This window comes from Wansuia hejianensis, assembly GCF_014337215.1.
In the GTDB taxonomy this organism is placed as follows: domain Bacteria; phylum Bacillota; class Clostridia; order Lachnospirales; family Lachnospiraceae; genus Scatomonas; species Scatomonas hejianensis.
This window is the reverse complement of the sequence record NZ_CP060635.1, coordinates 3,618,238-3,634,114: the sequence shown is the minus strand read 5'-3', so window position 1 is coordinate 3,634,114 and position 15,877 is coordinate 3,618,238. Positions and strand designations below refer to the sequence as shown.

17 protein-coding genes are annotated in these 15,877 nt (G+C 50.3%); all 17 read right to left on the bottom strand.

What is annotated here, in order from left to right; all coding sequences use genetic code 11:
- Positions 1-36 precede the first annotated feature (36 nt).
- The 17 genes from H9Q79_RS16650 to H9Q79_RS16570 all read right to left on the bottom strand — a co-directional run bounded on the left by H9Q79_RS16650 (position 37) and on the right by H9Q79_RS16570 (position 15,875).
- On the bottom strand, positions 37-927 hold the full coding sequence (locus H9Q79_RS16650; RefSeq protein WP_147371467.1) for a DMT family transporter: 891 nt from the start codon (positions 925-927) through the stop codon (positions 37-39).
- A complete protein-coding gene (locus H9Q79_RS16645) occupies positions 927-2,093 on the bottom strand; it encodes an N-acetylglucosamine-6-phosphate deacetylase (protein ID WP_118646339.1) in 1,167 nt (388 codons plus the stop codon). The genes H9Q79_RS16650 and H9Q79_RS16645 overlap by 1 nt, the downstream gene beginning before the upstream one ends.
- A 23-nt stretch (positions 2,094-2,116) precedes the next feature.
- Positions 2,117-2,995, bottom strand: coding sequence for an ROK family protein (locus tag H9Q79_RS16640; RefSeq protein ID WP_118646341.1), 879 nt, complete (start codon positions 2,993-2,995; stop codon positions 2,117-2,119).
- Positions 2,992-3,678, bottom strand: coding sequence for an N-acetylmannosamine-6-phosphate 2-epimerase (locus tag H9Q79_RS16635; RefSeq protein ID WP_118646389.1), 687 nt, complete (start codon positions 3,676-3,678; stop codon positions 2,992-2,994). Before H9Q79_RS16635 ends, H9Q79_RS16640 begins: the two co-directional genes overlap by 4 nt.
- Before the next feature lie 192 nt (positions 3,679-3,870).
- Positions 3,871-4,335 carry a NanQ anomerase/TabA/YiaL family protein gene (locus H9Q79_RS16630; protein ID WP_118646343.1) on the bottom strand — a complete coding sequence of 155 codons (465 nt, stop codon included), beginning with the start codon at positions 4,333-4,335 and terminating at the stop codon, positions 3,871-3,873.
- Position 4,336: 1 nt separating this feature from the next.
- Entirely contained in the window at positions 4,337-5,218 is an 882-nt protein-coding gene (locus tag H9Q79_RS16625; RefSeq protein ID WP_118646345.1) for a dihydrodipicolinate synthase family protein, read from the bottom strand.
- Positions 5,219-5,237: 19 nt separating this feature from the next.
- A complete protein-coding gene (locus H9Q79_RS16620) occupies positions 5,238-6,584 on the bottom strand; it encodes a hypothetical protein (RefSeq protein ID WP_118646347.1) in 1,347 nt (448 codons plus the stop codon).
- Positions 6,581-7,609: an ABC transporter ATP-binding protein gene (locus H9Q79_RS16615; protein ID WP_118646349.1), complete on the bottom strand. Its 1,029-nt coding sequence runs from the start codon at positions 7,607-7,609 to the stop codon at positions 6,581-6,583. The genes H9Q79_RS16620 and H9Q79_RS16615 overlap by 4 nt, the downstream gene beginning before the upstream one ends.
- On the bottom strand, positions 7,606-8,613 hold the full coding sequence (locus tag H9Q79_RS16610; protein WP_118646351.1) for an ABC transporter ATP-binding protein: 1,008 nt from the start codon (positions 8,611-8,613) through the stop codon (positions 7,606-7,608). The genes H9Q79_RS16615 and H9Q79_RS16610 overlap by 4 nt, the downstream gene beginning before the upstream one ends.
- 12 nt (positions 8,614-8,625) lie before the next feature.
- The gene (locus tag H9Q79_RS16605; RefSeq protein ID WP_118646353.1) at positions 8,626-9,549 is read right to left on the bottom strand and encodes an ABC transporter permease; all 924 of its coding nucleotides are present in this window, start codon (positions 9,547-9,549) and stop codon (positions 8,626-8,628) included.
- Between the two features lie 11 nt (positions 9,550-9,560).
- Entirely contained in the window at positions 9,561-10,520 is a 960-nt protein-coding gene (locus tag H9Q79_RS16600) for an ABC transporter permease (RefSeq protein ID WP_118646355.1), read from the bottom strand.
- A 91-nt stretch (positions 10,521-10,611) separates the two neighbouring features.
- Positions 10,612-12,360, bottom strand: coding sequence for an ABC transporter substrate-binding protein (locus H9Q79_RS16595; protein ID WP_118646357.1), 1,749 nt, complete (start codon positions 12,358-12,360; stop codon positions 10,612-10,614).
- Between the two features lie 112 nt (positions 12,361-12,472).
- Positions 12,473-13,360: an aldo/keto reductase gene (locus tag H9Q79_RS16590; protein WP_249328760.1), complete on the bottom strand. Its 888-nt coding sequence runs from the start codon at positions 13,358-13,360 to the stop codon at positions 12,473-12,475.
- Complete coding sequence (locus H9Q79_RS16585; RefSeq protein ID WP_118646363.1) at positions 13,357-14,157, bottom strand: SDR family NAD(P)-dependent oxidoreductase; 801 nt, start codon at positions 14,155-14,157, stop codon at positions 13,357-13,359. Before H9Q79_RS16585 ends, H9Q79_RS16590 begins: the two co-directional genes overlap by 4 nt.
- Positions 14,158-14,171: 14 nt before the next feature.
- Positions 14,172-14,948: an HpcH/HpaI aldolase family protein gene (locus tag H9Q79_RS16580; RefSeq protein WP_249328759.1), complete on the bottom strand. Its 777-nt coding sequence runs from the start codon at positions 14,946-14,948 to the stop codon at positions 14,172-14,174.
- A 34-nt stretch (positions 14,949-14,982) separates the two neighbouring features.
- On the bottom strand, positions 14,983-15,435 hold the full coding sequence (locus H9Q79_RS16575; protein ID WP_118646365.1) for a hypothetical protein: 453 nt from the start codon (positions 15,433-15,435) through the stop codon (positions 14,983-14,985).
- The gene (locus tag H9Q79_RS16570; RefSeq protein ID WP_147371468.1) at positions 15,432-15,875 is read right to left on the bottom strand and encodes a hypothetical protein; all 444 of its coding nucleotides are present in this window, start codon (positions 15,873-15,875) and stop codon (positions 15,432-15,434) included. Before H9Q79_RS16570 ends, H9Q79_RS16575 begins: the two co-directional genes overlap by 4 nt.
- Between the last annotated feature and the right edge of the window lie 2 nt (positions 15,876-15,877).

Here is a 15,877-nt window from a genome sequence, read left to right as displayed (position 1 = left end):
GGCCTTCTAACATGATAAGGATAAACGCGAAAAAAGTCAAGCCTTAACGGCAGTATTTTTCTTGCCCCACGGCCTTTCCTGCAGAATAATTCCCATTATGACAAATATAATCCCCGCTGCTGAATACGCCGTCACTTTTTCCCCCAGGAATACGCAGGTAAAAATCAGGGACACAAAAGGAGTCAGGTACGATAGCGTCGATACCTTCGCCGTGTCTCCCGCATCCATCGCATAGGCCCAGGCCAGATACGCTGTGCCGATGCAGACTACACCCTGGTAAATCAAACCGCCCCAGTTAGCGGTCTGAACCAGATGGATCTGGCCGGACGCCAGCACCCACACCAGGGAACAGGCCGCGCTGGTGACACAGGCAATTGTGATGCAGAGGAATTTATCGTAGGATTCCCTTTTATTTAGCACAGAATACAAGCTGTAAACAACCGCCCCCAGTAAAGCAAAAGTCACTCCCTCTGCCTTACTGGTGAACAGAGACTTGAGATTCCCGTCCGCTGAGTAGATGAGCACTCCGGCAAAGGATACCAGAACCGCCCCAACCTTCCAGAAGGTCAGCTTCTCCTTCAACAGAAAGCCGGAAAACACCACGATCAGCGCCGGCCAGAAATAATTCAGCATATAAGCCTGCTGAGCCGGCATACACTCCACGGCGCGCATATAAAGAGCATTATACACAAACATACCCACTAATCCGATCAGGATCATCCGAAAAATGGTTCCTGCGGAATACTCCCTGAGCTTCCGGAAACGTCCCTGAACCCCACACACAATACACAGGAACACCGCCGCCGTCAAGGAAACGCCAAACAGGAGAAAGACGGTGTCCAGGCTGCCCTGCATCAGCTTCACCGAAGTAGCCGAAGTTCCCCATGCCAGTATAGCAATTCCGGCGTATAAATATTCCTTTTTCATCAGCAAACCGCCTCTCTCCTCACAGGCTTTCCATGTAAAAATACTTGTTCTACCTTCAATTCGCTGTCGCAGATCAGAATGTCCGCCCACTTACCGGCCGCAAGCGATCCGGTCTGCTCATAAAGCCCTACCGCCCTGGCCGGATTGGCCGCCGCCATCAGAAACAGCTCTCTGACCGTCGCTCCCGTATGGCGGCGCATGTTCTTCACCGCCAGCTCCATTGTCAGCCTGCTGCCAGAAAGCTCCCCGTCACTGTTAAAATTCAGATCCGGATAGCGGCGCCTCATATCATCCTCCGAAAGCTCTTCCAGCCGGTATTGCCCAATATTGGCGTCCGTAATCAGAATGATATTTTCCGCCCCGGCCGCCCGGAGCGTCAGGCGGAGGTTAGCAGGCTTCACATGCATTCCCGCGCTGTCACAGATCAACTCATAGTACAGCCCTTCCTGCGCCAGCGCCACCTCCGCGGCCGTCTCCTGAATCACTCCCGTCACGGCGATGGAATCATTGCCTCTCCAGCAGCCCATTGCATCAAACAGATGCGTAACGATCGTCGCCCCATGGCTCATGGCCCGTTTCAATTCCTCCGGAGACATCTCGGTGTGGCCCACGGATTGTGGGATCTGAAGCTTTTCTACATATTCTTCAAATTCCTCTATTCCCGGGATCTCCGGCGCATGGGTCACCTGGCGGACGCAGCCTGCCGCCTCCCGGAACAGCAATTCATAGTCTTCTCTGTTCAGTTCCCAGGCCTTTGCTGCGGCAGCCCCATATTTCTGGCTGGTGTAGGGACCTTCCAGATGAATGCCCGCCACGCTGTTCCCGCCCTGTTTCATGGCCTGCCGGATGTTGCGGATTCCCTGGAGCATCTCTTCCTTCGTCAGCTCGTAGGCCAGCGAGGGGCAGATAGAGGTCGTTCCATACTGAAGATGATATTCCGCCATCTCAAGAGGCTCCCCATGAGAGGTATGGCTTCCGCCTCCATGCGTATGTATATCCACGTAACCGGGGCCCACATAGCCCCCGGCCGCGTCGATAACCTCCGCCCCTTCAGGCGCCGTTTTTTCTTCAACAGACAAAATCCTGCCGTTTTCCATGAGCAGAACACGGTCTGCCAGGATTTTGTCCTCCAACACAATTCTGCCGTTAACAATCGCCGTTATCACCGCTGTATCCCTCCTGCCGCAATTTATAACTCCTTTTCCGCGGTCATGGCCGCTCCAAGCATGCCCGCCTGATTACCTAGCCTGGCCCTCTCAAACTGTACATGAGCGAAACTCGGCATGATATAGCTGCCGATCCTTCTGCGTATTTCTTCTAATATGTACGGCTGGTTCATTACCCCACCTCCCAGCACTATATAAGACGGGTTAAAGATATGGATCAGACTGGATAATCCCAGCAGAATCTCGCCGATCCATTCATCCACAATCTCTCTGATCTCCGCTTCCCCCAGCCTTGCAAAAATAGCTCTCCCATCTGTACAGGAAGTGTCGCGCGCGCTGGCCATGCGCACCAGAGCCGTGGTAGACGCATATTTCTCATAAATACCTGCCGGAAACCCGCCCTGGTTCTCCTGATCCTTCCCGTGTGTCACGATCGACCCGAATTCCGCCGCAGAAAAGCTGCTTCCCCGGAATATCTGCCGGTCCTGCACGATGGCTCCTCCGATCCCCGTACCATAAGTCAGGCACAGAAAATCTCTCTGATCTTTACCTGCGCCCAGGTACGCTTCCCCGATGGCCGCCATGTTCACATCATTGTCCACCACCACAGGCACAGAAAACGCGTCCTCCAGTATCTCTCTGACCTTTGTCCCCGTATAGCCGGGGATGTTCTCATTGGCATATCGGATGCTGCCGCTGACCACGTCAACCTGTCCCGCCGTGCTGACCCCGATGGCATCATAGCCTGTATAGCCGCGCAATATCTGTTTTGCACATTCCATGAGCGCCGCTCCCCCTTCCCTGGCCGGGGTGGGCGTCTCCTGGATCTGCTGCAGCCCCGCAGGCCCATAGATCCCGGACTTTATGAAGGTTCCGCCAATATCCAGAACCGCTGTCCTCACTGGATGGCCTCCACATATCTGCGGGTAATCTCTCTCGGCCTAGTAATCGCCGTTCCCACAACTGCTGCCAGGGCGCCTGTATCCAGGGCTTGTTTCAGTTCTGCCGGAGACCAGATGCCTCCTTCTGCAATCACTGGTTTTCCGCTCTTTTCTACCAGTGTCTTCATCATATTGAAATCCGGAATTGACGTTCCCTTAGTATAAGGAGTATAACTGGCCATCGTAGTCCCAATCAGGTCAAAGCCGATTTCCGCGGCATGCAGCCCCTCTTCTATACAGGAGCAATCCGCCATGAATAATTGATCCGGATACTTTGCCCTGACTTCTCTGAAGAATTCTGCGATCGGCCTTCCGTCAGGTCTTGGGCGCTTTGTGGCATCCATTGCGATGATTTCCACACCCGTAGCCGCCAGATCATCCACTTCCTTCATGGTAGGCGTTATATAGACGTCACAGCCGTCATATACCTGCTTAACAATTCCGATAACGGGAAGGCTCACCACCTTGCGGATCTCCGTAATATCTTCCGCCGTATTGGCCCTGATTCCCACGGCCCCGCCTTCATAGGCCGCAAAAGCCATCCGTGACATGATGTAAGAACTGTGCAGCGGCTCGTCCTCCAGCGCCTGACAAGATACAATCAGGCCTCCTCTGATGCGTTCTAAAATCTCCTGGTTGTTCATGAAAATCATCTCTCCTTTCTGCAATCTCTGTGCCCCCATATGGCAGCCGCAAAACATTCCACCGCCGGGGCCTGAAACATCAGTTTCTGTTCCTCCAACACGATTTTAAAGCTTAGCAAACGCAAAGAAAGCCGCCGCATGGAACACTGCCGGAAATCGTCCGGCACACATTACATGCGGCAGCCTGCTTTCTTAATCCTGTACCGGCACCTTCAAAATTAACCGTTTCGCCGGTTTCGCTTCGCCGCTGCAGATACAGGGCATATGCCCGTCCTGAGGATACCATACGGCAAAATCGCCCACACGAAATGTAAACAGCACAACCTCCTCCTTATCCTCAGCCAGAAGCGCGTCCTGCTCTTCCACATATTCCTGTGTGATCTTTTCCAGCTCTGCAGCGGGCTTATAGCCAATCTGCTCCGTGCCGGAAAGCATTGCCATCACGTCAATATAACGGCGGTGCGCCTCAAAACAGCAGTCCTCCAGAGGCCGGGTGGTATAAGCAGCACATCTAACCAGAACGCCGCAGCCGGGATCGTATTCCCTCGATTCATCAAATCCTTCTTCGGAAATCACTTTCAGAAAATTCAGCGCTGCGTCCATCGCTTCTCCGGTTCCCAGATAGGTCCCTATATTTTCAATCCGGTCAAATACCATATTAAATTTCTCCTATTTTCCTCATGAATTCTGTAACCCGCGCTCTGTCATCATCTGATATGCCGTCTTCATAATCGATGGCAAAGCTGCCCTCACATCCCAGAAGATTCATCGCATGGGTATAGGCATTCAGCAGAGAAGGCGTCGTCAGGAAGAGATCGCGCAGAGCCAGAATAGAATCCAGGCACTGTCCCGCAGTCTCTCTGTCTCCGGCTTCCAGCGCCCGGTACATTTTTCCTGCCGTTTTCGGCGTACAGGAAAACATACCGTCCAGATTACGATCAATTCCGTAACAGTAAGCGATGTCAAATTCATCTATATTGCTGAAAATCATGCTGAAATTGTCCGGCCTGTCTTCACTCCGCTTCAAAATTCTCTGGGTCACCAGATTTCCGGATTTAATTCCCCGGATGTTCGGATGCTTCCAAAGCTTCTGAACCGTGGACGGAGCAATCGGCGCTTTAGTTACCACGGCCAGGTCATAGAGATATACAGGATATCTGGACGCATCTGCAAGAGCAGTATAGAAATTATAAATATCGCTCTGGCCACAGGTGGAATAATAGGGTATTGTTGAAACAACTCCCTCTATGCCGTCGATATCCGATACTTCTTTGATCCTGTCAATTACACGGGCTATGGATACATCGGTAACGCCTACCAGAACAGGACATTTGCCTCTGGCGGCTGCAACACTGATCTCCGCCACTTTTCGGTATTCAGAGTTCTTAATATAAGGCTCATTTCCCATGGATCCCATCACTAAAAGGCCGGAAGCCCCCGCTGCAACCTGCCGCTCAACTTGTGTGACCATGCTTCCGGCACAGAAAGTGCCATCCTTTTCTACCGGCGTCCCTAGAGCCGTATAAAATCCTTTTTCCATGCTTGGATCTCCCTTGTTTTTACTTTAATATGTCATCCACCAGCTCACAGCAGGCATTCCCCAGCAGTTCCCCCGCTTCAGGAGCAAATTTACTGCTGCATATGGATGTTTTCACTTCGTAACCACCCTGCCCAAAGGCTTCTCTTGTCGGTATGTAGCCCACATAGTCATTTGCCAGACCAAAGATCATAGTATCCTTAAGGGGCGAGTGACGGATTACCTGAAGGCCATATTCCAGAAACACTTCTCCGGGGAAAGTGACAATCAGCTCATCGTCAATCTTAACCGCCTGCACAGGAACATCTTCCTCCTTCTTTGGATATTCAGCCATCTCCAGTATGCTGGTGGCTTCTGCTCTGGGATCCAGCCCGTGAAGAAGTACGTCTTCTGTCAGATGCTCCAACATTTCCCTGGCCCTCGCCACATCAGCCTCCGGAACCTTACGGATGGGAAGCGTCACTTCTCTTCTGAGCGTCCGGATATCCACCTCACGCTTCAGCTCCTTGTCCATGAGAATCCGGTCGGCGATGAGCTTTGCGCCGTCAGCCATACCTTTCCCCACTTTATCAGCTTCTTCCCAGCCGGTGATAAATGGCTTGTAGGGGTCAGCAGCCACCTGATTGCCCTGTGCGCCGTTGGCATAAAGCACCACTACTTCCCGGCCATATCTCTTCTGAAGTTCTACGGTCAGAGCATTGATATAATCCCGGGTATAAAGCCAGTCCTCACCGCAGACTACTGCGGGATGGCTGGTATAATTCACCAGAATGCCTTTTACATTTTCTTTCATATCTGTCAGAAGAAAAACACTCATAACAGGATTGCCGTTGGGACAAGCCAGATGGTCGATGTCTTCTGGATCATACTCCTCAAACACCATCTTAAAGGTACCGTCCTTCAGAACGATCCGGCGGCAGAAGGAGTATCCCTCCACCACATCCCGTCCGTATCCCAGCTTGCCGTCGAAAGCATTTCCGACCAGGGCAGGAACCGGTTTTACCAGTTCCTGTACCAGCCATTCTGTATATTCCGCACAGTTTTTTATATCCTGCTCTGTCAGAAAACACTTGAAAAACTCATGCATATTCGGGCCGCTATGCGTGTGCGTCGCCATAATATTGATTTCATCCGGCGACAGTCCCACAACCTTCCCGATCTGTTCCTTGACCCGGTCCGCATCTGCCCGGAAGAAAGCCAGCAGGTCAAGACCGATAAACAAAAGCCTCTTCCCATTGCTTTCCATGAAAAGATAATTTGCCCTCAAATCATCGTGAACTCCTTTGGAATTACTGTCCGCCCGGCCGTTTCCCGCCAGCGGGATACCTACCGGAGGCGTGATCACGATGGAATCCATATTAATCTTCATGATTTAACTTCCTCTGCTGATTTACCATTTTTTTTAAAATGCTCATCTGAAAAATGACAAGCAACCATATGCTCCCGGCCATTTACCATATATTTCTTCAGCTCGGGCTCCTTCTCCTTACAGATATCCTGACAATATTTACACCTGGTATGGAACCTGCAACCGGAGGGTATGTTCATGGGGCTGGGCACATCACCTTCCAGAAGGACTCGTTTCTTCTGATAGTCAATATCAGCCACCGGGATTGCTGAAAGCAGCGCCTGGGTGTAGGGATGTACCGCTGAACGGTACAGCTCCTCCGCATCCGCGATCTCCATGATCTTGCCCAGATACATAACTGCTATACGATCACTGATATATTCAATTACGCTCAGGTCATGGGAAATGAATATATAAGTCAGATTTCGCTCTTCCTTCAGCTTATTCAAAAGATTCAGCACCTGCGCCTGGATAGACACGTCCAGGGCACTGACCGCTTCGTCGCAGACAATCAGTCTCGGATTGATAGACAATGCCCTTGCAATACCGATACGCTGCCTCTGGCCGCCGGAAAACTCCGTCGGATAACGGTCCATATAATCCCGCTGCATGTTAACTTCTTCCAGCAGATCCCCAACAATTTTCCTTCTCTCTTCCTTAGTCTTTACCCCAAATTTCTTCAGCGGGTCCGACATGGACTGGTAAATAGTAAAAGAAGGGTTCAGGGATGACTGCGGATCCTGAAATACAATCTGCATTTCCTTTCTTGCCGCGTCCAGCTCTCTGTTACTCATTTTCCGGAGATCCTTGGGACCATCCTCAAATTCATAAATCACTTCACCGCCGGTAGGCTTAATCAGCTGCAGGATCGATTTCCCCAGTGTAGTTTTTCCGCAGCCCGATTCTCCCACCAGACCCAGTGTCTCCCCTTCATATACCACCAGATCAATTCCGTCCACAGCCCTGACCGCCTTCTTGCTGCCTTTCACAGGAAAATGGGTCTGAATATTATTTACCGTCAAAATTGGTTTTCTTTCTTCCATCATTTATTCAGCACCTCCTTCCAGCGATAGCAGCGAGCCATGTGCGTTCCCTCTATGATGTCCTCGTCAGGCATTGCCTCCCGGCATTTGTCACAGGCGAAATCACACCTGGGCTCAAACTGACAGCCCGGCGGACGGTTGTAGGGATCAGGAGTCATGCCGCGGATCGGCTCAATCTGCTGGTCCTTTCCTCTTCCCAGGATCGGAATCGAGGCCAGCAGAGCCTGGGTATACGGATGAGCCGGCTTCTTCAGAACCTCCCTTGCCGTACCGCTTTCAATCACATTTCCCATATACATGACGATTACGTCATCCGCTAGCTCACTCACCACACCCATATCGTGTGTGATCAGTAAAATTGCCGTATCATACTCCGTCTTCAGCTTCTCCATCAACTCAAATATCTGTGCCTGAATGGTAACGTCCAGCGCCGTGGTAGGCTCGTCCGCCAGAAGCACTTTGGGATTACAGCTCATGGCCATGGCTATCATGGCTCTCTGTCTCATACCTCCCGAATATTCATGGGGGTACTGATCAATTCTCTTCTCCGGCTCCGGGATACCCATCTGTTTCAACAGATCCAGCGCCCTTTTCCGGGCTTCCTGTTTGGTCACATCCTCATGCTGGAGGATATTCTCCGTGATCTGCCAGCCAACCTTGTATACTGGATTCAACGCGGTCAACGGATCCTGAAAAATCATGGCGATATCGCTGCCGCGGAAACTTCTCATCTCTTTGCTGTTCCTCTTCAGCTTGCTCAGAACAATATCACCCTTTTCTTCAGAATGATAGGTGATTTCTCCTTCTTCAATCCTCGAAAGCTTTGGAAGAAGCTGGATGATAGAGGAAGCGGTAACACTCTTGCCGCAGCCGGATTCACCTACCACACAGAGTGTGCGCCCTTTCCGGATATCAAAGCTGACACCGTTCACCGCTTTATTGCAGCGGTTATTGGAATAAAAATATGTTTTTAGATTTTTTACGGTAATTACATTTTCTCCACTCATATGCTGCCTCCTTTAACCCTGCATCGAAGAGTCCGTCGTGTCACGGATACCGTCACCAACAAAACTGATACTCATAACGAACAGAGAAATAACAATTCCGACAGGAGCCCACATCCACCATGCATTCTGCAGTGTGTACATATCCTGCGATGCATTCAGTATATTGCCCCAGGTCGGTACGGCCAGAGGAACGCCCAGGCCCAGGAAGCTGAGAGACGCCTCCTCCAGAATAAATGCAGCAACATTAATGGTAATATTAACGATAATTGGACTCAGCGCATTGGGCAGCATGTGTTTAAAACAGATCACCAGATCGCTCAGCCCAAAGGCATGCAGGGCCTGGACATACTCTTCCTCACGTATGGAAAGCATCGCCGCCCTCGCCTGACGGTATACACCTCCCCAGCCGGTTATCATGAAAATAATGATGATATTCTTTGTGCTCTGTCCCATAATGGACACCAGCATCAGCACCAGAATCAGCTGCGGGAAAGACATGAAGATTTCAGACAGACGCATGGTCACTTTATCAAACCATCCGCCCTTGTAGCCGGCAAAACATCCCAGGAGAACGCCGACAGCAGCTCCGCCCAGCGCGCCTCCCCCGGCGACCAGGATCGATATCCTTCCGCCGTACAGACAGCGGGCGAACAGGTCACGCCCAACCTTATCCGTGCCAAACCAGTGCTCCGGTGACGGCGGCTTCAGAATATTCAGAAGGTCTACTGTCTCCGGATTATACGGTGTAACCAACGGTGCGAATACACATGCCAAAAATATGATAGCAAATATAATTAAACCAACGACAGCCAGCTTGTTGCTTTTAAACTTTGCCAGTGCCCGGCTGCCTTTTTTCTTCTGTTTTAAAACGCCAGACTCTTCTAGTTGGCGTATTTTATCTAATCTCCGATTAAATCTTGCTTCGCCTATAGCCATAGTATCCCTCCTTACTCTAGTTGTACACGTGGATCGAGAACTCTTGTCAAAATATCCAGTAACAGGCTCATCAAAAGCACCATGACAACCATGATCAGAGCGATCATCATAACCAGCGGGTAGTTGGATGACGTTACAGCTTCCTTGAAGGTCACACCGATACCCGGCCACTGGAAGACATTTTCAATAACTACGGCACTACTTATCATAAGCGGCAGACGAAATGCGATCAGAACCACTACGGGAGTCATGGTAACCCTGAATCCGTGTACCAGATTGACTCTCCACTCCGGCAGACCTTTACTTCGTGCTGTCTTCACATAATCCTTGTTCATACTGTCCAGCATGGCAGAACGGGCATACCTCATAACGGAAGCCGTCTGGGTCAAGCCCAGAACCAGTGCCGGTAAAATCAGATACCTCAAATGTTCCCACCAGTGCACCATCTGAGGCGTTGTCCGCCCACCGACAGGCAGCCAGTGCAGGTTCAAAGCAAAAATCAGGATGGCCACCATACCGAAGAAAAACTGTGGTATAGACATTCCGATAACGCCGGCCACCGTCAACGCATTATCGGCTATCGAGCCTCTTTTTAAGGCCGAAATCAAACCAAAAACACTACCTAATATTACAGAAATTATAAGCCCGGTAATCATCAGCTCTAATGTAATCGGAAGCTTCTGAAGAATAATATCCTTTACCGGGGCACCGCTCGACATACTATAACCCCAATTGCCAGTCAACACCTGACCCAACCATTTACCATATCTCACTATAAACGGATCGTTCAAACCATAGGCTTCCCGGACAGCATCCAGCTCCTCAGGCGTCATCTGCGCCTGGGCATCCGGTGAAATCATGCTGGACACAATGTCCCCGGGAGCCAGCTCCATGCCTCCGTAAATCAGAAAGCTCATAAGAAAAATCATGGGTATACAGATCAGGATTCGCCTAATAATAAATTTTGCCATACATAAGCCCCTTTCCGTTCTTTATACATGGAGAGGCAGCCCTAAAGCTGCCTCCCCACCTTCTCTTGCTTTTCATACTCAGGGGTTGATATTACTTCAGCTCCCAATTCTGAATATCCCAATTCCAGAAGTACTGCGGGTTGCCCCAGGTCTCTACGTTGTCAATGATCTTGTCGCTTGCAATAACCCATGCCGGCTGATAATACAGCGGGACATACAGCATATTCTCTGCCTGATAAGCTTCAATATCTGCTACGATCTCTTTCTGTTTGTCGGTATCAACCGTGCTGTTCAGTTCTTCCAGGAGTCCATCCAGTTCTTCCGTTGCCGGTGTGCAGTAGTTAGCCGGATCTGTAGAACCAAATCTGTTGTAATAATCTGTCGGGGACATAGCAGCCAGCGCGCCGTAGCAAATATCCCATTTAACACCAGAAATACCGTTAGCATCCTTAGAGGTCGGCGGTACGTTCAGAACGGCTGCCGTATCACCGGTTACCAGTTCTGCTTCAATGTTGATTCCAACCTGAGCCAGCATCTGCTGCAGAATGGAAACAAGATCCTTGGTCTGCTCATCCTGATAGTAATAGACCATCTTCAGGGTCTGGCTGGAATCCCATCCTGCCTCGTCGAGAAGGGCTTTTGCTTTTTCAGGATCATACTCATATTTTTCGCAGTTTTCATTCTTCATTGCTGTTCCTGTGGGAAGCAGAGTGCCGTCACCAGGATCACATGCGCCTTCAAAAATAGATTCACAGATCTGTTTTCTGTCAATTGCATACGCAACTGCCTGACGGACGCGCTTGTCGGCGAAGGTACCTGTCTCACCTTCTGCCTTCGGATACTCGTTCAGCTGCAGCCAACGGGTATACAGAACAGGAACGGTGATGATATTGATGCCTTCTGTACCCTGCAGAGCCTGTACGTCTGCATAGGATTTAGTGAACGCATAGTCAACTTTCCCGTCTTTTGCATTCTTAACGATGTTCGCATCAGACTCTGCTGAAGAAGCGTAAGCCTGAATTGTGAAATCTGCCACACCGTTCCAGTAATCTTCAAACGGAACATACGTAGCATAGTTGCCGATCTCAACTTTTCCAACCTTGAACGGACCGGAACCGATGGGGTTCTGCCAGAACGGATCCTGCTGGAACTGGGTCTTATCCGCTTTTTCCAGGCAGTGCTTTGGAAGAATTGCCAACTGTGCGAAGCTGATCAATACGTTAGGAGCAACTTTGGCAAATTTAAGCGTAACCGTGTTGCCGTCTGTAGTAATTCCTGAAAAATGTTCAGCAGTGCCATCTGCGCACTCCTGATAACCTTCGATAGACTGTACTGTGCTCTTGATCATCTCTTTGGCGCTTGAGGTAATCGTCGCCAGAGTTTCCATGGACCACTGCACATCCTCTGCGGTTACGTCCTGGCCGTCATGCCATTTCAGGCCGTCACGCAGCTTCAGAGTCAGGGTGAGACCATCCTCGCTCAGTTCATAGCTCTCGCACATGCCGCTGTCCGTGGTAGGCTCGAAGTTCGCATCAGTTCCGATGAGTGTCTCGAACAAAACTTTGTGGTCCACGTACTCGCCACAGTTGAACCAGGGTACTTCGAAGAAGTCTTCCGGTGCAGTATTCGTGTACACGATCTTCTCTCCGGTAGTCTCTGCTCCTGAAGAAGCGCCCGAGCTGCTGGAGGCCGCACTGGAGCTGCCAGAGGCTGCGCTGGAGCTGGAACCTGTGCTTCCAGAGGAAGCAGCAGATGAGCTGCCATTGGATCCACCACCACATGCGGTCAGTCCTACTGCCATTGCACCTACGAGTAACAATGAGATAATTCGTCTTTTCATACGTTCATCTCCTCCTTATAATTATTTTTCGTCATCAGCCATACTATGATTTCTTGTCTGACAACTGATTTATGTAAAACAATACATAAATTTCATCTAAATCAGACCTCTGTCACTTCTTGCCCAGAATGCGGTCCATCGCCTCCTGGATCGGAACCCGTTTGCCCAGCGCGCGGATCGCATCCGTGCCCGCAGGGGAAATAGCTTTTACACCGATCAACGCCGCATTTTCCTTCACTTGTCCGGCGGTCTCGCAGCCCAACGCCAGAGAGGTAATCCCCGGCAGATCCCGGATATATGCTACAGACATTTCACGAAGGCTCATATTCTCTGATTTCGCTATATCTCTCAGTTCTTCCACATAAGGCCCCAGGAATTCAAATCTCTCGGGAACTGTATCCATACACAGGAGCCCCTGAAGAAATACACTCCTGACAAACACCAAAACGCCCCGCTTCTTCAGCTCTTCCAAAAGTCCTGACTCCACGATCCGGTTATCCAGGATGTTCATGGGAACCTGTATTCCCTGGAGCCATTCGCACTTCAGAAAGTCTTCTATATCCTCTACTTCATAGACAGAAGCGCCTACCATAGAGGTCAGTCCTTCTTCCTTCATCCTCTCCATCGGCTCTCTCAGAAGGCTGCCGTAAGCCCGCATCTGATGAGCGTCATGGTAAAAATACATATTTACCTTACCCAAATGCTCCTTCGTGAGATTCTTCTGCTGCTCGAATTCCGCTAGAGGATCATCCTTCCCGGCCAGCTTAAATTTGCTGGTAATGAAGAACCTGTTCTGGCTCTGGGCCAGATATTTACCGATCACTTCCTCGGAAGTACCATAAGCGACAGCCGTATCCAGAGAGGTAACTCCGTTCTCCGCAGCCGCGTCCAGAATAGCAAAAGCCTGTTCTGTGGACGGCTGACCCGTCTTGTTCGCCATGCCATAATTCATTCCCAGCTGGACCGTGCCCAGCGTAAACTTAGAAATCTGTTCTGTCATTTCGCCGTATAACCTCCATCTACCGGAATATTCGTACCGGTTACATAACCGGAAGCATCCATTGCAAGAAACATGACTGTGCCCACCAGATCAACCGGCTCCGCCATTCTTCCCAATTGGGTTCTCACTCCATACCTCTCCGCAAATACCTCCGTCTGATGCTCGCTTCTGCAGCCGCCGGGACTCACACAGTTCACACGTATATTATACGGTCCATAATGGCTGGCGCAGAACCTGGCGAAGTTAATATCGCCGCTTTTGTGGAAGAAATAGTCCGGCGCCGCGTTGGCGGCATTGAACATGTTCTGTCCCTCATAAAGCGTCCAGTCTGGCCCGATCATGCCCTGCATCGAACCGATAATGATAATTGACCCATGCCTTTGATCCACCATGGTGTCACCAAGGGTTCTTGTGGCGAGGAACAGCCCTGTCGCATTGACCTTCATGGATTCCTCATACTCTTCCTTCGGACAATTCCAATCGGAGGTTGTTCTCGCAACCGCGTTCAGAACAAGCGCGTCTATGTGGTCCGTCTCTTTGAATATGGAATCCCGGAATGTAAACAGGCTTTCTTCATCCGCCTGATCGCAGGGAAATGCAGTCACATCATAACCCTCGTCTCTGAGTTCTGCCGCATTGGCCTCCAGCGGCTCCAACCGCCGGGCGCCAGTAAACACCCGGGCGCCGGCCTTCGCAAATGCCTCTGTCAGCGCATTGCCATAGACTCCCTTTCCACCGACAATTACAACCACTTTATCTTCCAGTGAAAACAAATCCGTAATTTTCTTGTCTGTCATGGCAGTCCTCCTGTTTATAGACCCAGCTTCTTCACCTCAGAAATAATATTGCCGAAATAAGAACTCAGCGCTACCACATCTGCTCCCAGATTCACGAAACGGAAGCCCATATCATACAGCTCCTTTACATTACCCGTACCGCCGACGGTCCCGGCATACTTTCCATGGGCCTTGGCCGCTTCCACAACCTTTTTTCTGGCCTCCAGAGTCTTTTCATTCCAGATATTCTCCGGGCAGCCAACCGACTGCGAGAAATCCGCAGGCCCAAAGAACAGCATGTCAATTCCCTCCAGCGCTGCGATCTTATCCAAATCCTCCAGCGCCTCCACATCTTCGATCTGAATGATCGTCAGCTTCTCTTCGTTGGAATACTTCAGATAGCTGTCCTGATCCAGCATACAATACATGCCGTCAGCATTGCCGCCGTCCAGCGGACGACGTCCGATCGGATGGAATTTCGTATAATACACTACCTCTTTCGCGTCTTCATAACTCATCACGTGGGGCACCATCACGCCGGAAGCATCCATCTCAAGAGGCCTCGTCAGATTGGAATAAGCTCCCCTCGGGGTTCTGACGATCACCTCTGTTCCGTGCATCTTGGCTCCCAGCATGGCTTTGTTCACCTGGCTGTAATCTGCAGCCACATGCTCCATGTCCAGCCACACACAGTCAACACCGCACATAGCGGCAATCTCTGTCGGAATATTGTCCGTAATATTGATTTTGAGACATGTTACCAGTTCGTCTCTTTTCAGTTTTTCAATCATCCTGTTCTTCTTGTAGTCCATGGTTCATCCTTTCGCTGTGTTTTCCACACAATATTTATATTTTTTCCCCGTCTTCCCAGGGACCGGTAATCGTCAGACAGCAGGCCGCGTGATCCACACCGTCCATATTATAATCATAGGTATAGCCCAGTTTTTCCAGCACGCGCCTGTAAATCAGGCCGCAGTGACCGCAGTAATCGTGATAAGGAACCATCTGTTTAAATTCCAGCAGCCTGCCCTTGGAGGGGCAGTGGTGCATATCGATGATAAATTCCTTCTTCTCTTCATCCAGTGTCATGGTAAAATCGGCCGCTTCTTCATTGAGGCTCTTAGACCAATAAGTATAACATCCTTTCAGTCCTTCTGCCCTGACACATTTATCCAGTTCCTGAATCGCATTTTGTGCTATGTATTCCCAATAGTCAATAACAGCTTCCCGTCCGCCTATATGTTCCAGATATGTAAACAGTTCACTGTATGCCGGGATAAATTCTGTGCAGGAAATCATGCCTGTTTCTCCTTTCTGGTTACCCGTTCAATGCACCTTGCTTCATCTGCATGGCTGATATCCATTTCATAATGGTAGCCCATCTTCTCCAGGACGCCGGCGTAGATCCAGGAACAGTGCCCACAGTAATTCCTGTAGGGAACCAGCTGCTTGTATTCCAGAAGCCTTCCCATAGACGGGCAATGGTGCATTACACATTCATAGGTATCCGTATCTTCATCATAGGTCATGGTAAAATCTGCGGCTTCCTCATTCAGATTCTTGGAAAAATAAGTATAACAGCCCTTTACACCTTCAGCCTCTACTGCTTTTGCCAAACCATCCAGGGCGTTTCCTGAAATATACTCCCAATAATCCTCTACCGCTTCATCACCACCGAGTCCGTCAAGATAAGTGAACAGTTCACTGTATGCCGGAATGAATTCTGTACAAGAGATCATTG